Origin of the sequence: Streptomyces sp. NPDC048637 (assembly GCF_040650675.1) — a bacterium.
Classification (GTDB): domain Bacteria; phylum Actinomycetota; class Actinomycetes; order Streptomycetales; family Streptomycetaceae; genus Streptomyces.
On record NZ_JBEZHQ010000018.1, the window covers coordinates 117,797 to 137,517 of the forward strand.

The following is a 19,721-nucleotide window of genomic DNA, read 5'->3' on the forward strand; positions in this document are numbered from 1 at the left end:
TGAGGCACCACGTGAGAAGGGGCGGCGTTCATGCTGTGGAAAGCCCATGGGGAACGGCAGATCTACACCAACCAGTGGGTGAACCTGTGCCTCGTCGATGTCGAACAGCCTGATGGACGGCGCTGGGAGCATCACGTCGTACGCCTGCGCCATCTGGCCGTGGCCGCAGTGGTCAATGAGCGCCGCGAAGTCCTGATGATGTGGCGGCACCGGTTCATCACGGACTCCTGGGCATGGGAGTTGCCCATGGGGCTGATAGAGGCGGGTGAGACTCCGGAGCAGGCTGCGGCTCGGGAGGTGGAGGAAGAGACCGGCTGGCGTCCCGGCCCGATGAAGCCATTGATCTATGCCGAGCCGGCCAACGGCATCACGGACTCCCAGCATTACGTGTTCCGGGCAGACGGCGCGACACACATCGGCCCGCCCACGGAGAAGAACGAGTCCGACAGGATCGAGTGGGTTCCCTTGGAGCGGGTGCGCGGAATGATCGACCGGCGAGAGGTCGTCAGCAGCGGTTCGCTCGTCGGTCTGCTGTATGTCCTTATGGACCAGACGATCCGCGGCCCACACGAAGCGTCGACAGAGCCCGCCCCCGCGGATGTCATGCGACCTTGAGCCGCGCCACCTCCCGCGCCCGTTCGGACAGTTGGCGTACGGCGGGAAGCCGACGATACGGGCGCAGCCCCTCACCCAGAGTGGCGAAGTGCTCGTCCCCGCGAGCACTGGAGGTCCCGGTGTAGTCGTCCAGGAAGCGGTCCCACGCCTCGCAGGACTCCTCCACGTGGCGCAGGGCGAGGAGGCGTCGGGCGAGAAGTCCGTTGGCGTGCAGGCGTCCTTGGCGTTCGGGTGCCGGGCGGTAGCGGTTGGACCGGCGCAGCGCCCTGACCGATTCCGGGCGGTCGCCCAGCTCCCACAACACGTGGGCCACGTGGAATTCGTAGGCGGCACGGTCGTAGCCGCCGATGTGGTCGTTACGGCCGTCGGCCCGCGACAGGGCCTCTTCGGTCCCCCGTAGCCGGGTGAATGCCTGGCGGCGGTCCTTCACCATCGCGGCGCCGTGAGCCTGTTGCCCCCGGAGGAATGCGGTCAGACGGGGCCCCGCGACGGGGGCGGCTGCGGCGGCGGAGTCGGCAAGTTCAAGGGCTTTTGCGCCGTGGCCGAGGTTCGAGGCCTGCAGGGCCATGCCCCGCAGGGTGCGGCAGTAGGTGAGGTGGTCCTCGGCGGCACCGGCAAGTTTGAGGGCCTTGAGGTAATACCGCTGTCCGATGCGGTGTTCCCGTTCGTACATGGCCATCCAGCCCGTGAGATAGACCAGATCGGCGGCGGCCGACCGCATCGCTTTCCGGGCTTCGTCCGTGCCGCCTGCTTTCAGGTAGGGGCCGACGGTGTTGACGAGGAAGGCGGCGGCCATCGGCCGTGCGTGCGCTCCGCCGAGATCGTCGAGGATGTCCGCGATGTTCTCCGTCATCTTCCGGACCGTCTGAATGTCGCCCATGCCGATCCGTACCGTACGGCCGGCGGGCGTCGCTTCGGCCCTTCCGGCGACGGCGTCGAAGCCCGGCACGACCAGCACTGCCGAGTACAGTCCGGCGCCGAGTGCCGCGCGCCGTGAAGGGTCCATGTCGGCCCGGCCCAAATCCATCACTCCCGCCGCGACGTCCGCTGCTTCGCCCGGGTCGGCGCTTTCGCCGAGACCGGCTTCGACCAGCGTTACGGGGCGCTGCAGAAGCCGTGAGAGTGCCTCGGCGACCGCGCCGCGCGCCTCCACCTTCGGTACGGACCCCTTCAGCCAGTGGGACACCGAGGATTTGTCGTAGTGCAGCGTCACCCCGAGCTCTGCGGCGGCCCGGTTCACTGCCCGCGCGAGCTGCGCGTTTCCGATCCCGCCTTCCCGCATGAGGTCTGCGAGCGCGAGGTTCGGAGTTCTTGATCGCGGTGCCATCTCGTGGACCCCCGAGCGTTCAACCAGATCAACCGTCTCTCCACTCTGCTCCCTTACCCGGTGCGCGGTAAGGGAGTTGAGTGAATACCGGCCGTCGGAAGGTTTTCTCCGTCGGCTGCTTGACAGCCCTGCTCGCGCCTGCCCCTGAGAGGTTGGGCGCACGAGGCCACGAGGCCACGAGGCCTCCCCCGACCGATGAGGAGACACCCCGTGATCTCACACATCACGATCGACCAGCGGGACATCGCCTACGACTCACGCGCCCAACAGGCCGCGCTGTCGGTGACCGTCCACCACCGCGACGGCGCCACGGAACCGTCCTTGCTCGTCATGGACCCGGGGCAGGTGGAGCTGTACGCCATCCAGCTGGATCAGGCGATTGCCCAGCGGAAGTCCGCGCAGGAAGAGGCTTCGCGATGAATGCCCTTCCCGAGGTCGGTGACGAGGTTGAGGACCATGGCCGCCGGACGGTCGTGACCGATATCCACCAGGGCGTCTATCTGTTGCGGTGTGGTTCGCGCGTATGGCCTGCTGCGGACCCTGTGGGACTGCGGATCATTCGGACGCGGGCACAGCGGATCGCCGACGGCGACGTCCGGTGAGCGACGCACGCACGCACGCACGCAACGTCGAACGACAGGGCGTGCGGCCGGGACGCGGGCGCTCACGCCAGATGCAACGCTGCCAGCAACGCATCAACCAGCGGCCGGTCCCGTTCCTGGGTGAGGCGGGTGCGGGCCTCGTCGGGGGAGAGCCACTCCAGGCGGTCTACCTCGGTGTTGGGGGTGAAGGCGCCGGCCAGGGCCTCGGCGGCCCAGTAACGGACCTGTTTGGGGCGGCCGTTGGCGTAGTAGGAGGAGGTGGGCAGGGGGGCGCCGGGGCGGCAGTCCATGCCGGTTTCCTCCGCGACCTCGCGCACCGCTCCGGCCAGGGCGTCCTCGCCGCGTTTCAGCTTGCCTTTGGGGTGCGACCAGTCGTCGTACTTGGGGCGGTGGACGAGGGCGATCTCCAGCCCGTCCTCGGTCGTGGCGCGGCGCCACAGGACGCAGCCGGCGGCCCGTACCGGCTTCTGCGGGAACGTCACCTCGGTACCCCTTTCCGTGCGGTCATCCGGCCACTCCGTGCGGCCATACGGCCACTCCGTGCGGCCATACGGCCACCCTCTCAGCCCGGCCGCGCCCCGTCCGCGCGTTCATGTCCCGCGTCGCCTCCTCAGCCTTTGCGGTCCGGTGTCCGGGGCAGCCAGACACGGCCGAAGGCGAACCGGGCCGCCTCCACCTCGTGGCGCTGGTCGGCGTGCAGCACGCCCAGGGCGTAGGCGGTGGACGGGGCGATGCGGGGGGTGCGGGCCGCTGCGGCGGCGGCCGCGGCGGCCTCCGCGGCGTCCCGGTGCCACTCCAGGGCCCGGCCGGCCTCCGCGAGCCGGAGGTCGCTGGTCTCCGGCGCGATCACCTCCCGGGCGTAGCGGCTCAGCCGCACCAGCATCCGGACCTGGTGCCAGGGCGCGTCCTGGCGCTGGTCGGCGGCGAGCGCCGCGGCGTTGTACGGGTAGCCCGCGCGGGACAGCGGCAGTGCGGTGACCGCCTCCGCGAGCCGCCGGTGCGCCTGTTCGGCGAGCGGCGGGAGCGCCTCATCGGCCGGGAGCTCGCCGGCCGCCCCGGCCAGTGGCGCCTCGGAGGCGAGCACCGCCACGGAGTCGGCGACGGCGTGGAAGCGGGAGGAGCCCAGGGCCTGCAGCGCGGCGGAGTGGGCGCGGGTGCGGGCGAGGGTGAGCTGGCGGTCCAGCAGCGCCCCGGCGCGCGCCGCACCGGCCGCCAGTGCGCCGTCCGGGTCCGGGTCGCCGGGCGGAGGGGCAGAGGAAGCCGCGGAGGATGCGGCGGGGGGTGTGGCAGGCGAAGCGGCTGATGAGGCGGCCGGGCCGGTGGCCGGGCCCGTGGTCGGGCCTGTGGTCGGGCGGTCTCCTCGTTTCGCCCGCTCCCCCCGGCCCGCCCGGTCCCCGCGGTCGCTGCGTTCGGGGCCCCGGCCGGTCAGCCGCTGCAGGGCCGCCATCAGCCGTTCGCGGCGGGCCGCACAGGCCTGTTCGCGGGCCAGGGTGCCGGACAGCCAGCCCAGTTCGGAGCGGAGCTGGTCGGCCCAGGCCTCCTCGGTCAGCGGCCGGAAGGTGTGCAGGGTGGCGCTGATCCGGCGGGCGGCGCGGCGCAGCTGCCGGGCGGCCTCACCGGCGCCCTCGGCGTCCGAACCGCTCTCCCGGTGCAGCCGCAGACTGCGCAGGAAGTCCGCGGACTGCTGGTGCAGGTAGGCGGCGAGCACCTCGTCGGCCGTATGGGAGGCGAGGCCGGCACCGATGTCGGGGGCGGCACCGCGGTCGGTGCCGTCGTCGCCGGTGCGGGAGGCCGTCATCGGTCCGTACGAGGCGTCGTCGGGCCCGTACGTGCCGTCGTTCCCCCCGTACGGCCCGTCCACCACTGCGGAACGGGCTCCGGGTGCCCTGCCGGGCTCGTATCCGATACCGAGGAGACCCGCCGGTCCTCCGGTCGGCTGGTCATGTCGCTGGGCCACGCCGGCGCCTCCGGGCGTCAATGAGCATTTCCTGTACGTTGCGCAGCGGCGCGCCGTCCGCGTCCACTGCCTGCCGGGTCCAGTCGCCGTCCGGACCCAGGTGCCAGGACGAGGTGGAATCCGACGTCCCCCTCTCCAGCAGCCGGTTGAGGGAGGCGCGGTGCGCCGGGTCGGTGACCCGCACCAGCGCCTCGATCCGGCGGTCCAGATTCCGGTGCATCATGTCGGCGCTGCCCAGCCACACCTCGGGCTCCCCGCCGTTGCCGAAGATGAAGACCCGGGAGTGTTCGAGGAAGCGGCCGAGGATGCTGCGGACCCGGATGGTCTCGCTCAGGCCCGTGACGCCCGGCCGGAGCGCGCAGATGCCGCGGACCCAGATGTCGACCGGCACACCGGCCTGGGAGGCGCGGTAGAGCGCGTCGACGACGGCCTCGTCGACCATCGAGTTGACCTTGATGCGGACGTAGGCGGGACGGCCCGCCCGCTGGTTCGTGATCTCCTTGTCGATCCGCTGGACCAGGCCGTCCCGGAGGGACTTGGGGGCGACCAGGAGACGGCGGTAGGTCTCGCGGCGTGAGTAGCCGGATAGCCGGTTGAAGAGGTCGGAGAGATCGGCGCCGACCTGGGGGTCGGCGGTCAGCAGCCCGAGATCCTCGTAGAGCCGGGCCGTCTTGGGGTGGTAATTGCCGGTCCCCACATGGGAGTAGCGGCGCAGCATCTCGCCTTCCTGGCGGACGACGAGCGAGAGCTTGCAGTGCGTCTTGAGCCCGACCAGGCCGTAGACGACATGGCAGCCGGACTCCTCCAGTTTCCGCGCCCACTTGATGTTGGCCTGTTCGTCGAAGCGGGCCTTGATCTCGACGAGGACGAGGACCTGCTTACCGGATTCCGCGGCGTCTATCAGGGCGTCCACGATCGGCGAGTCACCGGAGGTGCGGTAGAGCGTCTGCTTGATCGCGAGCACGTCCGGGTCGGCGGCGGCCTGCTCCAGGAACGCCTGGACGGAGGTGGAGAAGGAGTCGTAGGGGTGGTGGAGGAGGACGTCGCGGGAGCGCAGGGCGGCGAAGATGTCCGGCGCGGACGCCGACTCCACCTCGGCGAGGTCACGGTGGGTGCCGGCCACGAACTTGGGGTACTTCAGCTCGGGCCGGTCCAGGGCGCCTATCCCGAAGAGGCCGGTCAGGTCGAGCGGGCCGGGCAGCGGGTAGACCTCGGCGTCGGAGATCTTCAGTTCCTGGACGAGCAGGTCGAGCACGGCCGGGTCGATGGACTCCTCGACCTCCAGGCGGACCGGCGGTCCGAAGCGCCGCCGCATCAGCTCCTTCTCCAGCGCCTGGAGGAGGTTCTCCGCGTCGTCCTCCTCGACCTCCAGGTCTTCGTTGCGGGTCACCCGGAACATGTGGTGCGCGCGCACCTCCATGCCCGGGAACAGCTCCTCCAGGTGGGCGGCGATGACGTCCTCGATGGGGACGTAGCGCTGCGGGGAGGCCTCCAGGAAGCGGGAGAGCAGCGGCGGCACCTTGACCCGCGCGAAGTGGTCATGGCCGCTGACCGGATTGCGGACGACGACGGCCAGATTCAGCGAGAGGCCGGAGATGTACGGGAAGGGGTGCGCGGGGTCCACCGCCAGGGGCGTGAGCACCGGGAAGATCTGCTGGCGGAAGAGGGTGAACAGGCGGGCCTGCTCCTTCTCGGTCAGCTCGGGCCAGCGGATCAGATGAATGCCCTGGTCAGCGAGCTCGGGGGCGATGTCCTGCTGGAAGCAGGCGGCGTGCCGGGCCATGAGTTCGCGTGAGCGCGTCCAGATGAGGTCCAGCACCTCACGGGGCTGCAGCCCGGACGCGGAGCGGGTGGCGACGCCGGTGGCTATCCGTCGTTTCAGGCCCGCGACCCGGACCATGAAGAACTCGTCCAGGTTGCTGGCGAAAATCGCCAGGAAGTTCGCCCGTTCGAGGAGGGGGGTGGCCGGGTCCTCGGCCAGTTCGAGCACCCGCTCGTTGAAGGCCAGCCAGCTGCGCTCCCGGTCCAGGAACCGGCCGCTGGGCAGCTCCTCGCCGTCCGCGCCCACCACGCCCTCGTCCTCGTACGCGTCGGGATCGGCGTCCAGGTCGGGCTCCAGGCCGGGCACCGTGCCCCGGACCGCCTGCGGACGGTGCGCAGCGATGGAGCCCACGGAAGGCTGGACCGACGGGCCCTGGGCCTGCGGGGGCTTCGTGGGGGGCATCTCGGGCTGGACCTGTGCCTGAGCGCTGGGCTGCTGGTTCATGGCCTTATTCTTCCGCGTTCCGGGGCATTCAGGCGCGTCAGGAGGTGGTGGCGGCGCGAGATGGAGCCTCGGGTTCGGGACGTTCGGCACAGCGGGCTGCATTCAGCAATGCTCGCAAGCGACGTTGAATCGCCGGTAACGCGGATATGGCGGACAGGCAAGCGGGGTGCTACTCCCAGGGGTTTTCGGGTCGGCACCGGGGCCGGTCGCCACGCCGGGGCGGCGCGGCTCGGAGGCCGGGACCGGAGGCCGATCGGCGGGCCGCGTCCCGTGCACTACCCCCTGGGCTGCCTTTGTAACACGCCTGGTGAGCCGGGAGAAATGCCGCGGATTTCTTGATCAAGGCATGGCACGGACGGCGACTTTGCGGAATGCGGCCGGACGGGATGGTGGAATGCGGCCGCGGCCGTCCGCCCCGCCGGGACGGGCCCCGCCGGGGCGAGCCCCGGCGGGCGCCGCCGTTTTCCCTCCCGGCCTCTCCGTAGCTGAGCCGGAATTCCGGGGCGGAATGCGACGGCGAAGGGCGCGGGAGGGATATCCCGTCATGGCCGGGAGGGGAAAACCGCCGGGATATCGGGGCGGGCGGATTTTCAGCCGTGCCGGCGGCGCATCACCCGGAAGGCGATCACGGTCAGTACCGCCGTCAGCACGAGCACGATCCCGCTCTCGATCCACGCCAGCGGCCAGTGGTGCGACGCCGGGTGGTAGTCCATGTACTGGCCCACCACATCGTGGGTGCGCAGACACGACTCGTAGTCGCCGGCGGAGTCACAGAGCGTGTCGGACAGATGGGCGCCGGAGCGGGTGTAGTACCCCCGCCCCACGAGCCAGGCGCTGTCCGGCAGCTGGGCCGACTGCTTGGGCCGGAACTCGGTGCTCCCCATCGGCATCAGATACGGCCTGAGCTGCTGGAGCGCGACCTGGAGCAGGACCATGGCGCCCAGCGTCACGCCCATCGTGAGCACCGTACGGCGCAGCAGCAGCCCGGCGAGCACCCCGACCGCCAGGGCCAGCAGGGAGTAGGCGACCGGCACCGGGCCGAGGGAGGCGAAGCCGAGCGTCGAGTACCAGTAGGAGCCGGAGACTTCGTCGCCGAGGACCTGCCACATCCAGGCGAACACCGCCGAGAGCGCCGTGGTGGCGGTCAGCACGACCAGCGCGGGCAGCGCGGCCTTCGCCGCCAGCCAGCGCAGCGGGCCGACCGACTGGGTCAGTACGAGCTTGTGGGTGCCGGCCTCCAGCTCGCGGGCGATCAGCGGCGCGCTGAGGAACAGGGCGATCATTACGGGCAGCAACAGCAGCCCCGCCTCGGCGAGTTGCAGGGGGCGGCCGTAGGTGCTGCGGAATGCGGTGACCGCCGCCTGGGTGCCTTCGCAGCGCGGGACCAGGGAGATCAGCGAGCAGCCGTCGATGTGCTGGGCCGCGATGAACCCGGCCGTCCGGTCGCGCAGTACCGCGCACCAGACCGCGCCGCTGACCACGGCGGCGAGCAGCACGCCGAAGAACAGCCGGTGCTGCCGCCAGACCAGCCAGCCGAGACCGCCCAGCCATCCGCGGCGGCCCGGCTCCCGGGCGCCGCCCGGATCGCCCGTGGTGGGCCCGGTCCCGTTCGCCCCGAGGTGTGCTGTGGTGGTCATGCCGCCGCTCCCTTGCCGCTGTGATGGTTGTGCCGTATGCGTGGTGTGCTGTCCGGCGGCTGCTGCCAGCCGCCCCGCAGGCCTGCCGGGCCGGGCGGCCCGTTGCGCGGCAGGCCGGGGATACCGGGCTTGTTGCCGGGCCCGCGGCGCACGGGCGCCGAGACCGGTTCTGCGCTCGGTGCGATCAGGTCGGGTGCGTCGGGCGTGCGCAGATAGGCGAGCAGAAGTTCCTCCAGGGACGGCTCGGCGGCCTCCCAGGGGCCGGCGGCGACCGGGCCCTTCCGCCGTACGACCGCGGTGAAGTGACGCCCCGACAGCTGCGCCTCGACCACCGGATGCGCGGCGATCTCGGGCGGCAGCGCCTCGCCCCGGCGCTGCCCCATCACCAGGGCGTGCGCCCCGATGACGTCATCGACCTCGCCCGCGAGCCGCACCCGGCCGCCGCCCAGCACCAGCAGATAGTCACAGACCCCGTCGAGCTCGGCGAGCAGGTCCGACGACAGCACGACGGTGGTGCCGTGCTCGGCGGCCTGGGCCAGCAGCAGCGCGGTGATCCGGTGCCGGGCGAGCGGGTCGAGACCGGCCAACGGCTCGTCGAGCAGCAGGAGTTCGGGGCTCCTGGCGAAGGCGAGGGCGAGCGCGAGGCGGGTGCGCTGCCCGCCGGAGAGGGTGCCGACCCGGGCGTCGGGGGAGAGATGGCCGTCCCGGACGATCCGTTCGGCGCACCGCCGGCTCCAGCGGCCGGGGTTGAGCTCACGGCCCAGCCGCAGGGTCTCGGCGACCGTCAGCCGGGGGTAGAGCGGCTTGTCCTGGGTGAGATGGGCGACCCGGTCGCGGGCCGGGGCACTGGCCGGCGCCTCGCCCCAGACCCGTACGGCCCCTTCGCGGGGGCGGGTCAGCCCGGAGACGAGCGAGAGCAGGGTGCTCTTGCCCGCGCCGTTGGGTCCGACCAGCGCACAGATACGGCCGGCCGGCAGCCGGAAGGTGCAGTCGCGCAGCGCCCAGCGGCGGCGGTACCGCTTACCGAGGCCGACCGCCTCGATGGCGGTACGCCCCGAAGCCCGGCCGGTCACCTGGTCCATGGCCCTCGACCGCATCCCGCACCCCCGAGTCATTCCACTAATTAAGTAGTGAAAGGGTGGGGGAAATGGGCTGCAGCTGTCAACCTCCGCTGCCTACGCTGCGCGGGTGGCCACCTCTTCCGCACCCGCGACACCACCGCTGCCGTACACCCCCGACTACCCGATCCGCACCGAACGCCTGGATCTGCGCCCCGTCGCCCACGACGACTTCGAGGCGATCTACGCCTACCAGCGCCGCCCCGACGTCTGCCGCTATCTCTACTGGGGCCCGCTCGACGAGGCCGGCTCCCGGACCTCCGTCACCACCAAGACCACCCGTACGACGCTGCGCGAGTCCGGCGACATCCTGCAGCTCGCCGTCGTCGTCCGGGACGGGGGCACCCTGGTCGGCGATGTCACCTTCGTCTGGAACAGCCGCGAACACCGCCAGGGCGGTATCGGCTATGTCTTCCACCCCGACCACGCCGGCCACGGCTACGCCACCGAGGCGAGCCGGGCGCTGCTGAAGCTGGGCTTCGAGGAGCTGCACCTCCACCGCGTCCAGGCCGAGTTGGACGGTCGCAATACCGCCTCGGCCCGGCTCCTCGAACGGCTGGGGATGCGCCGGGAGGGCCATCTGCGGGAGAACGAGTTCCTCGACGGGGAGTGGAGCGACGAGGTCATCTACGCGATGCTGGCGCGCGAGTGGCGGGCACAGCAGGCACACCGCTCCGTGTCGGGCACCTGACGGTCCGCTCCCCCGCGTGAATCCAGGTCCCGGTTGCGGGAGCGGGCGCTGAACGCTTGCGGACGACTTGATGAAAGTCGCCCCCTACCGACCGGAAACCGGGCAGCGTATCCCTAACGTCCCGTCCATGACACACATACGCACAGCGGCCGGGCTCGCCCTCGCGCTGCTGTTCCTCCTGCTGGGCGTCGGAGCCCAGCCCGCGTTCGCGCACGTGTCGCGCGAACATGCGGAACTCGTCATCGCGACCGGGAACCACGTCACCAGCGGTCGCCTCATCGTGCACCACGCCGTCGCGGCCCCCGAGCAGGCGGGTGCCTGGGCGGCCGGACTGCTGTCCGCCCCCTGCCCGGCCACCGGCTCGGGCGTGCCCGGCGACAACGGCGGAGTGCCCGGCGGTGTCGTCGTCGAACTGGCCTGGAGCTGCCACGTCGACGCGCTCGATCTGGCCCCGCTCATCGAGGCGGGCGGGCTGTCCCAGGTAGTCGTCGAATTCGACGGCACCGCCGTCGACGCCTCCGCCGGCACCCCGCTCGTCGACGTCCGGGGCGCGCACTCGCTGCCGGCCTCCCCCTGGTTCACCGTTGCCCTCGTCACCGCCGCCGGAGTGCTGCTGCTGATCGCCGCCCGGCGACTGCCGTCCCTGGTCGGTGCGGTGCGCCGCAACCGGCGCCGGTTCCGGCCGGCGGCCGCGGGCGCCGTCGTGCTCTCCTTCCTCGCGCCCCAGGCGGCCTTCGCCGAGGACACCGGCCCGGCGGCGGCCACCGCCACGGCCGAGGGCACCGTCTTCAAGGACCGCAACGGCAACGGCAAGCGCGACGCGGCCGAGCCGCCCATGCCCGGTATCGACGTCACCGACGGCGCCGCCTGGACCACCACCGGCGCGGACGGCTCGTACCGCCTGGACATCGACCCGGCGCGACGCGAGACCGACCTCGTCAGCATCGTCTCGCCCGACGGCTACACGCCCGCCCTGCGCAAGGACTACATCCCGCAGTTCTTCCACAAGGTGCCCGAGACCGGCGGCACGGGCCTCGACTTCGCCCTCGTCCCCGACCGCAACGCCTCGAACCCCACCGAGAAATGGGTCATGAACTCCGACCCCGAGGTCGGCAACCGCACCGACGCCGAGGCCCGGAGCGTCCTGCCCCAGTGGACCGGCCAGGTCCAGGCGATGTCCGAGGTCGACGGCGCGACGATGCAGATCGCGACCGGTGACCTGACCGTCACGGACTATGCGGCCGAACCGCGCCGCCAGGGCGGGTACGACCTGTTCAGCAAGGGCCTGGAGAAGGGGCGGCTCGGCCACCCCTTCTACCCGGTGATGGGCAACCACGACTTCGGCGGCACCGCCTCGTCCCAGGGCTACGCCGGAAGCCTGGAGCACTACCGCCGCAACCTCGCCCCCGAGTGGTACAGCTTCGACCGCAACGGCCGCCATATCGTCGTCCTGGAGGACAACTACGACGCCAGCGGACTCAAGCCGCAGCTGGAGTGGCTCCGCAAGGACCTCGCCCGGCACGCGGCCGGCAAGCAGGTCTTCGTCTTCGCGCACCGCTCGCTGTTCACCCAGTGGGGCCCGGGTGCGGGCATGCAGCCGACGATCGACGAACTCGCGAAGTACGACGTACGGATGGTGGCGGCGGGCCACAACCAGCAGGCCGAGTTCCGGCGGGGCGCCTTCAAGCGCTCGGTCGAGGTCAACAACCAGGGCACGTACGGCATCGACGGCGCCCACCCCGACTACAAGGTCCTCGACTTCAGCGCCATCACGGACAATCCGCGCACCCGCCGCAACGAGGACACCGGCCATGTGGCGGGCACCCACCGGCAGTTCGAGATCGACGACGACTCCGCCCTGGTCAGCCCCGCCCGGGGCAGCGTCCACGGCGCGCAGGCCGGAGTCCCCGTCGAGATCTACGCGGAGGACGACGGCCGTACGCCCGCGAAGGCCTCGCTCACCGTGCGGGACGGCCGGGGCCAGGTGGTGCAGCGGACCACGGTCCGCTTCGGCAGGGGAGCCGGCAAGCCCGGTACCGAGAACTGCTACACCCCGCCCGGCGGCAAGCCCGAGCCCTGTCCCGACGCACGCGGCGCATGGACCCGGGCGAGTCACACACTGCACGGGCTGCGGCCCGGCACGTACACCGCCGAGTCGGTCCCGTACGACACCCGGGGCGGGAAGTTCCCCGTGGTCAAGAACGAGTTCGAGGTCGTTCGGGACTCCGCGCTCGCGAAGCCGCGTACCGGGCAGGACTGGCTGCGGCAGGGCGGCGGCGAGGCCGGACGTTCGGCCAGCGGCGATGAGCCGGGCGCGAAGCTCGATCTGAAGTGGGCCCGGCAGACCGGCGAGCAGTTCAACCTGAACGGCTCGGTGATCGCGGACGGCAAGCTGATCGTCTCGTCCCGCGCCTTCGACTCGCCGTACAGCATGATGCTCGCGTACGACATCGCCTCCGGTCGCGAGGTCTGGCGTACCTACCTCGACGGCGACGCCGAGTCCGCGCCGACGCTCCACAACGGCACGGTGTATCTGACGACCGGGGTCGGACGGATCTACGCCCTGGACGCCGGAACCGGCCGTATTGCCTGGCAGTCGATCGACCGCGAGGAGACCCACGGCGACACCGTGCGCCGCTACGGCCGCGCGGGCGGGCCGGTCAGCGTCTTCGACCTCACCGGCAAGGACGCCCGGACGGTCGCCGTCCACCAGGACGCGGACATGATCCGTTGCCGTGACGCGAAGACCGGCGGGCTGCTGCCCGGCGGATTCGGAGCCGCTCTCTCGTGGGGCCAGTCCCACAGCACCGCAGTCCGCGAGCCCGGCTCCCACACCGCCTATCTGCACTCCTCGTCGAGCAACACCGTCATCGCCATGGACCTCGCGAGCTGCAAGCAGCTCTGGGTGAAGGACACGGCGGGCGACATCGACAGCCACTCCTCGCCCGTGCTCACCGACCCGGCCACCCCGGGCGGCGAGGCGAAGCTGGTGACGTTCACGGCGTACGGCACCCGCGGGCACGACCCGAAGACGGGGGCGGTGACCTGGGAGTCCAAGCTGGGCGGCGGCAGCGTCTGCGAGCCGGGCCGCGCCCCGCTCACCAGCCCGGCCGTGTGGGGCGGCACCGCCTATGCCGCGGGCCGGGACGGTGTCGTGCGGGCCTACGACACCGGGGCGGCCGACCCGTCGAAGCCGGTGTGGGAGTCCAAGTCCGGCTATCTGCCGGGGGAGAGCCCGCTGGACGACAAGTGGCGGGTCGCCATGGGCTGTTCGGCCGGCAGCGGGTCACCGACCATGCATCCGCTGGTCACGAAGGCACATGTGTACGTGGGGACCTGGGACGGACGGCTCCTCGTCCTGAACCGTGACACCGGCACACAGGTCGCCTCGTACAACCTCGGTGCGGGAGTGGCCTCGGCCCTCTCCGTCAGCGGCGACTGGGTCTTCGCCCTCACGGACGATGGCACGGTCCACGCACTGTCCGCACGCCGGGACTGAGGGGAAGCACCACGTGCGATCACTTCGTACCGGGGTGCTGCTCCTGCTGTCCGCCGTCCCCGCGCTGCTGTTCGGCAGCGCGGGGACGGCGCAGGCGCACCCCTTCGGCACCCCGCCCGTCGTCAAGATCGAGACGGCGGGCGGCGCCCCCTCGAACACCGTCGACGCGACCTGGTCCGCACAACCGGACGACATCGCCGTTCTGAAGCGGGAGTCCGGCGGCGACGAGGCGGGCTATCTGCGCGCGCACCTCGTCATACGCCAGCACGGCCGGCAGTGCCGCGTCGACCGGGCGGAGGGACGGACGCTGCGCTTCGTCTGCCCGCGACCGGTGGACCGGATCGACCTGACGGTCACCGCGCTGACGGACATCGACCCGGCGTACCGCACGCTGTCGGTGACGGATGCGGGCAGGGGCGGACTGCACACGGCGCGGGAGCCCACCCGCACGCTCGCCCTCACCCCGTCGGACACCGGATCCGGTGCGGCGTCCTCGGCGCGGGCCTGGACCACGGACCTGGCCTCGCTTCTGGACCACGGCGGCGTGCTCCCGGTGGCGCTGCTCGTGGCCACGGCGGTGGGCGCGCTGCATGCCTGTGCGCCCGGGCACGGTAAGTCGCTCGTCGGCGGATACCTGGTGGGCGGCCGGGGCCGGCCGCGCGATGCGGTGTGGCTCGGCGGGATCGTCGCCGTGATGCACACGTTCTCGGTCGCGGTCCTGGCGATCGGCTGGTGGCTGGCAGCGAACAGCACACCGGACATCGCGGCTCTCACGGGGTGGCTGCAGCTGATCGCGGCCCTGGTGGTGGCGGGGGTGGGCGTGAGCCTGCTCAGTCGGCATCTGCGCCATCGAAAGCACCACAATCACCACGCGCATGACCACGAGGACGGGGACGAGGACGGGGGCCAGGACGGGCCCAGGCACGGACACGGACACGGGCACGGGCACGGACCCGGACACGGACCCGAACACGGGCACAGTCATCACATCCCGGACGCCCATTCGCTGCTCACCTGGCGCGGTCTCGTGCTGCTCGGCGCATCCGGCGGCCTGTTGCCCTCGCCGTCGGCGTTCCTCGTCCTGCTCACCGGCCTGCTGACCGGGAAGGTCGCCCTCGCCCTGGCGATGGTCGCCGCCTTCGGTCTCGGCATGGCGCTGACGCTCACCGGCGTCGGCCTGATCGTGCTGCGCGGCCGGGACGCACTGCTGAACCGGGTCTCCCGTTCACCGGCACTGCGTACATGGAGCCTGCGGATTCCGCTGCTCGCCGCCTCGGCGGTGGTGGCCGGAGGGACGGTGGCCTCGGCGGTGGCGGCGGGCCGGCTTCTCGCGCCGTAGCCCCGGCGTGGCGTCCTCAAGCGTGCCTGCTGCGTGATCGCCTACCGCCGCGTCAGCGCATGCTGTCAGCGCCGCCGAGGCACGGCCGCGGGAGAAAGCCCCTGGGCGCACGAGCAAGCCCCGCTGCAAAGACGAAGGGGCGGACCACGAGGGTCCGCCCCTTCGTCTTTGCAGCGGGGCCGGTCTCAGGCCACCGCCCGATCGCAGGTCTCCGCCCGATCTCAGGCCACCACCCGACCTCAGCCCTACGCCCGGCCTCACGTCTCCGAGCGGTACATCAGATCCGTCTCGTGCGTCGCGAACCCCATCCGCTCGTACACGGTCACCGCCGCCTTGTTGTCCGCGTCCACGTACAGCATCGCCGTCGGCAGCCCCTGCCCGGCCAGATGGCGCAGCCCGATCGAGGTCAGCGCCTTGCCCAGGCCGCCGCCCTGGGCGCCCGGCCGCACCCCGAGCACATAGACCTCCCCGAGGCCCGCGTCGGCGTGCACCTTGGTCCAGTGGAAGCCGACCAGCCGCCCTTCCTTCTCCGCCAGGAAGAAGCCCTTGGGGTCGAACCAGGCCTCGGCCTTGCGGTCGTCCAGATCGCGCTGGATCAGCGAACCCTGCTCCGGGTGGTGTGCGAACGCCTCCGCGTTCACCTCCAGCCAGGCCGCGTCATCGGTGCCCGGCTGGAAGGTCCGTACGGACACCCCCTCCGGGAGCACCGGCTCCGGCAGCTCCAGATCCGTCAGCGAGCGCCGCATCTGCCGCAGCTCCCGGAACATCGTCAGCCCCAGGGTCTGCGCGAGGTGCCGGGCGGCCGGATGCCCGCCGTGCGCCCAGACCCGCAGCCGGCGCCCGGACTGCTCCAGCAGCTCACCGCCCAGCGCCCGGCCGTGGCCGCGGCCCCGGTGCCCCGGGTGGACCACCAGTTCGGCGGCCGGCGCCTCCACCGGGTCGTTGTCCTCCAGCTGCCCGTACGCGACCAGCTCCTCGCCCTCGTCGCCGCGCGAGTACACCAGCACATGGCGCACGCCTTCGCGTTCGCCCCCGCGCAGCTGCAGCCGCCCCTGCTCGGACACGGCGGGCTGCCCGTCCGTACGTGCGGCCCGCTCGATCAGTTCGAGGACGGCCACGCCCGCTTCCGGCGCCAGCTCGTCGACCACCTGGATCCTGCGGCCGGCCCGGCCCATCTCCTGTGCAGCGTCATTCATGTGTGAAGCGTACGACTCCGCCGGGTCCCCGGAGGGGCACCACCCGCACTCCGTCCCTTCCCCGGCAACCAGCTCGTCACCCGGGCGCCCCTGTTGCACTACGCGCGTCGACAATAAGCTGCCGTCCGCTCAGGAACATCCAGGAGGGGAACCCATGTCCGCGACACCGCAACGGCGCCGCACCGTACGAAGATTGACGATCGGCGCCACCGTTCTGGCCGCCGCAGGAATTGCCGCCACCGCCCTGCCGGCCGGCGCCGACACCGCCCACGCCGCCCGCACCGGCCGCACGGTCGATGTCCAGCTGCTCTCCTTCAACGACTTCCACGGCAATCTGGAACCGCCGCAGGGCTCCTCCGGCACGGTCGAGGAGATCCAGCCGGACGGCAGCAAGAAGAGCGTGCAGGCGGGCGGTGCCGAATACCTCGCGCAGTCGCTGCGGACGGCCCGTAAGGGCCACCCCTACTCGGTCACCGCCGCGGCCGGCGACCTGGTCGGCGCCAGCCCCCTGCTCTCCGGTCTGTTCCACGACGAGCCGACCGTCGAGGCGATGAACAAACTGGGCCTGGACGTCACCTCCGTCGGCAACCATGAATTCGACGAGGGCCGGAAGGAACTGACGCGCCTCCAGAAGGGCGGCTGTCACCCGAAGGACGGCTGCTACGAGGACGGCAAGAAGTTCCGGGGCGCCAGTTTCCCCTACCTCACCGCGAACGTCACCGACGACAAGACCGGTAAGCCGCTGCTCAAGCCGTACACCGTCTGGAAGCACAAGGGCGTCAAGATCGGCTTCATCGGGGTGACGCTGGAGGGCACCCCGGACATCGTCAACGCCGAGGGCATCAAGGGCCTGAAGTTCCATGACGAGGTCAAGACGATCAACAAGTACGCCAAGGTCCTCAACCGGCAGGGCGTGAAGTCGGTTGTGGCCCTCATCCACGAGGGCGGACTGCCCGCCTCCACCTCGTACAACTACAACTGCGACAGCCCCGGCCCCGGCGACGGTATCTCCGGACCGATCACCGAGATCGCCAAGCACGTCACGCCCCAGGTCGACGCGCTGGTCACCGGCCACACCCACCAGGCCTACGCCTGCACCGTCCCGGACCCGTCGGGCAGGCCGCGCACCGTCACCTCCGCCGCGTCGTACGGCAAGCTCTACACCGACACCACGCTCACCTACGACCGCCGCACCCACGACATCGTGCGGACCACCGTCAAGGCGCCCCATGCGGCCAACCACGTCGTCGACCGGACCCAGCCCAAGGCCGCGGACATGACGTCGCTGATCACCCGCTGGAACAAGCTGGCCGCGCCGGTCGCGGGCCGCCCCGTCGGCCATATCTCCGCCGATATCGCGGGCCGCGGCGCCAATGCCCCCGAGTCACCGCTCGGCGACGTCATCTCCGACGCCCAGCTGGAGGCCACCAAGGCGGACGGCAAGGGCGGCGCCCAGCTCGCGCTGATGAACCCCGGCGGAGTGCGCTCCGACCTCGCCTTCAAGGCGTCCGGCTCGGAGGGCGACGGGGTGGTCACCTACGGCGAGGCGTTCACCGTCCAGCCGTTCACCAACATGATGAACGTCGTCGACCTCACCGGCGCCCAGCTCCTGACCGCACTCCAGCAGCAGGTCAGCGGCCCCAACGAGGCCTCCCCCAAGATCCTCCAGGTCTCCAAGGGACTCACCTACACCCTCGACATGACCAAGAAGGGCGCCGACCGGATCGTCAAGGACTCGGTGAAGCTGAACGGAGCGGCCCTCGACCCGGCCAAGACCTACCGCGTCGCGATGAACGAGTTCCTGGCCGGCGGCGGCGACGGCTTCCCCGCCTTCAAGGACGGCAAGAACAAGTACGTCGGCCCCTCCGACCTGGACGCCTTCACCGCCTACCTGACCGCACACTCCTCGGCGGACAAGCCCCTCACCCCGCCGAAGGCTGATCGGATCACGGTGGTGAAGTAGCCCGGACCAGCCGGCCGGCGCCCCTCGACGACGTCGGGCACCGACCCGCCTCCCTCGCACACCGCGTCCCCGCTCCGGCTATGTGCCGGAGCGGGGACGTGGTCGTCGGTGGGACCGCTCAGCGAGTGCAGATGAGCATTCCGCCAAGACACCCGATCTCGAACGCGCCGTTCCTCTTGATGTGGTCGGACACGATCTCCCGGGCCCGCTCGACCGTTTCCTCGAACGGCACTGCATGGTGATCGGCCCACGCGCGGTACGACTTCATGTGAGCGATGACCGGCTCGGGACTGCGCACGGCGATGGTCCCCGGTAGCGCGATCGTCTCGACCTTGTCGAACGCCGCGCCAAGCAGGTCTGATGCCTGCTCCAAGGAGAAGCGGGCACTGAGGGAAATCCTGGTCGGCCCCTTGTCCACGCCGAGCACGTCGCCCGCAGAGCGCTCCCACAGATGGTCGAGTTCTGCTTTGTCGCGGGCGCTGTTGGTGGACGCAATCACGACTCCGCCCGGCTTGACGACTCGGGCGAGTTCCTTGACCGCCGTCGGAATGTCCTCGACGTGGTAGAGCATGTGAAGAGCGAGCACACCGTCGACGCTTGTCGACGCCAAGGGGAGCTGCGCGGCGTCTGCCACAGCCACTGGACGCGGTACTCCGGCGAGGATGCCGAGCGAGACATCGAGGCCGAGCAGCCGCATTTCGGGCCGGTCCCACCGCAGTCGCTCGATGAACTTGCCGTTGCCGCATCCCACATCGACGACCGTGCCTCGCGTCCCCTCCAACTGCTCGACGACGATGCCCGGTAGGTCATAGCGCGGCGTTTGCCACTGATAGAGCGACTGCCGAGCGGAAAGGTCCCGCCCGGTGTTGTAGGCACTACCAGTAAGGATTGCGCGATCGGTCACAGCGGCGTCGTGCTCGGCAGAGGGGTCGGTCACGTCAGCGGCTCCGATGAGTCAGCGGCGGACAGCACCACGGGCATAGCGGCGTTCACGATGCGCTCGCGCAGATGGGCGATCGCTGGCTGTGTCTAGTCGCGCGTTGCGCCCTCGGGCCAAACGATGTCCACGGGCACCCCTGTGCGCCGCGCGTAGGCCACCACGTCAGCCGTTCCTCCGAAGCCACGTGCGGGCTGCCCGTCCCATACAGCGATCAGCCGGTCGACGAGGCCGACAAGGATTTCGCTACCCGTCATATGCGCCTGTGACGTTGATTCCCTCATGCCCGTGTGATGCACCTCTACGGCCTGTTGGAGCAGTGCGTCGTAGGCAGTGTGATGTGTGGAAGGCAAGCCATCCCGGTACTGGACAGCAGGAATCACCACCTCAATCCGCCCACCAGCAGCGAGCACAGACTCGGCGAACCATGTGTCGGGGCCGTCCGCGATGCACGAGACACCACACAGCTCCGTCGGCTCGTGCTTCTTCACCTCGGCATCAAGGCCCGCCCTGACCAGCTTTTCGACAGCGGCTGACAGTCCGCGATGCCCCGTGATTCCGATCCTCACAGCAA

Annotated in this window: 16 protein-coding genes; 7 read left to right on the forward strand and 9 right to left on the reverse strand. The window is 71.0% G+C overall.

Annotated elements, in window-relative coordinates; all coding sequences use genetic code 11:
- Nucleotides 1-30: 30 nt before the first annotated feature.
- Entirely contained in the window at nt 31-615 is a 585-nt protein-coding gene (locus AB0C46_RS22770; protein WP_362829847.1) for an NUDIX hydrolase, read from the forward strand.
- Here the strand turns inward: AB0C46_RS22770 and AB0C46_RS22775 are convergent.
- Nucleotides 602-1,942, reverse strand: a complete 1,341-nt coding sequence (locus tag AB0C46_RS22775) for a hypothetical protein (RefSeq protein WP_362829850.1) — start codon at nt 1,940-1,942, stop codon at nt 602-604. The genes AB0C46_RS22770 and AB0C46_RS22775 overlap by 14 nt on opposite strands.
- Before the next feature lie 210 nt (nt 1,943-2,152).
- Between AB0C46_RS22775 and AB0C46_RS22780 the strand changes: the two genes are divergently transcribed.
- Nucleotides 2,153-2,362, forward strand: a complete 210-nt coding sequence (locus AB0C46_RS22780) for a hypothetical protein (RefSeq protein WP_362829851.1) — start codon at nt 2,153-2,155, stop codon at nt 2,360-2,362.
- Nucleotides 2,359-2,544, forward strand: a complete 186-nt coding sequence (locus tag AB0C46_RS22785; protein WP_362829852.1) for a hypothetical protein — start codon at nt 2,359-2,361, stop codon at nt 2,542-2,544. Before AB0C46_RS22780 ends, AB0C46_RS22785 begins: the two co-directional genes overlap by 4 nt.
- Nucleotides 2,545-2,606: 62 nt before the next feature.
- On the opposite strand, the gene AB0C46_RS22790 is transcribed toward AB0C46_RS22785, so the two are convergent.
- From AB0C46_RS22790 to AB0C46_RS22810, 5 genes are all read right to left on the reverse strand, one after another.
- A complete protein-coding gene (locus AB0C46_RS22790; protein WP_362829853.1) occupies nt 2,607-3,026 on the reverse strand; it encodes an NUDIX hydrolase in 420 nt (139 codons plus the stop codon).
- A gap of 128 nt (nt 3,027-3,154) precedes the next feature.
- Entirely contained in the window at nt 3,155-4,522 is a 1,368-nt protein-coding gene (locus AB0C46_RS22795; protein WP_362829854.1) for a CHAD domain-containing protein, read from the reverse strand.
- Complete coding sequence (locus AB0C46_RS22800; RefSeq protein ID WP_362829855.1) at nt 4,485-6,767, reverse strand: RNA degradosome polyphosphate kinase; 2,283 nt, start codon at nt 6,765-6,767, stop codon at nt 4,485-4,487. Before AB0C46_RS22800 ends, AB0C46_RS22795 begins: the two co-directional genes overlap by 38 nt.
- A gap of 590 nt (nt 6,768-7,357) precedes the next feature.
- Entirely contained in the window at nt 7,358-8,404 is a 1,047-nt protein-coding gene (locus AB0C46_RS22805) for an ABC transporter permease (RefSeq protein ID WP_362829857.1), read from the reverse strand.
- Nucleotides 8,401-9,486: an ABC transporter ATP-binding protein gene (locus tag AB0C46_RS22810; RefSeq protein WP_362829858.1), complete on the reverse strand. Its 1,086-nt coding sequence runs from the start codon at nt 9,484-9,486 to the stop codon at nt 8,401-8,403. The genes AB0C46_RS22805 and AB0C46_RS22810 overlap by 4 nt, the downstream gene beginning before the upstream one ends.
- Before the next feature lie 106 nt (nt 9,487-9,592).
- Here AB0C46_RS22810 and AB0C46_RS22815 point away from each other — a divergent pair, with 106 nt between their 5' ends.
- The 3 genes from AB0C46_RS22815 to AB0C46_RS22825 all read left to right on the forward strand — a co-directional run bounded on the left by AB0C46_RS22815 (nt 9,593) and on the right by AB0C46_RS22825 (nt 15,051).
- Nucleotides 9,593-10,213, forward strand: a complete 621-nt coding sequence (locus tag AB0C46_RS22815; protein ID WP_362829859.1) for a GNAT family protein — start codon at nt 9,593-9,595, stop codon at nt 10,211-10,213.
- Between the two features lie 127 nt (nt 10,214-10,340).
- Nucleotides 10,341-13,712 carry a PQQ-binding-like beta-propeller repeat protein gene (locus AB0C46_RS22820; protein ID WP_362829860.1) on the forward strand — a complete coding sequence of 1,124 codons (3,372 nt, stop codon included), beginning with the start codon at nt 10,341-10,343 and terminating at the stop codon, nt 13,710-13,712.
- Between the two features lie 13 nt (nt 13,713-13,725).
- A complete protein-coding gene (locus AB0C46_RS22825) occupies nt 13,726-15,051 on the forward strand; it encodes a hypothetical protein (RefSeq protein ID WP_362829861.1) in 1,326 nt (441 codons plus the stop codon).
- A 257-nt stretch (nt 15,052-15,308) separates the two neighbouring features.
- Here AB0C46_RS22825 and mshD read toward each other — a convergent pair whose 3' ends face one another.
- Nucleotides 15,309-16,226 (reverse strand): mycothiol synthase, encoded by a 918-nt coding sequence (gene mshD, locus AB0C46_RS22830; protein WP_362829900.1) that lies wholly within the window; start codon nt 16,224-16,226, stop codon nt 15,309-15,311.
- 175 nt (nt 16,227-16,401) lie between these two features.
- On the opposite strand from mshD, the gene AB0C46_RS22835 reads away from it, so the two are divergent.
- A complete protein-coding gene (locus tag AB0C46_RS22835) occupies nt 16,402-18,210 on the forward strand; it encodes a bifunctional metallophosphatase/5'-nucleotidase (RefSeq protein WP_362829862.1) in 1,809 nt (602 codons plus the stop codon).
- A 118-nt stretch (nt 18,211-18,328) separates the two neighbouring features.
- Here the strand turns inward: AB0C46_RS22835 and AB0C46_RS22840 are convergent, their stop codons facing one another.
- A complete protein-coding gene (locus AB0C46_RS22840; protein WP_362829863.1) occupies nt 18,329-19,147 on the reverse strand; it encodes a class I SAM-dependent methyltransferase in 819 nt (272 codons plus the stop codon).
- Nucleotides 19,148-19,239: 92 nt separating this feature from the next.
- Nucleotides 19,240-19,716 carry a hypothetical protein gene (locus AB0C46_RS22845; protein ID WP_362829864.1) on the reverse strand — a complete coding sequence of 159 codons (477 nt, stop codon included), beginning with the start codon at nt 19,714-19,716 and terminating at the stop codon, nt 19,240-19,242.
- Nucleotides 19,717-19,721 lie beyond the last annotated feature (5 nt).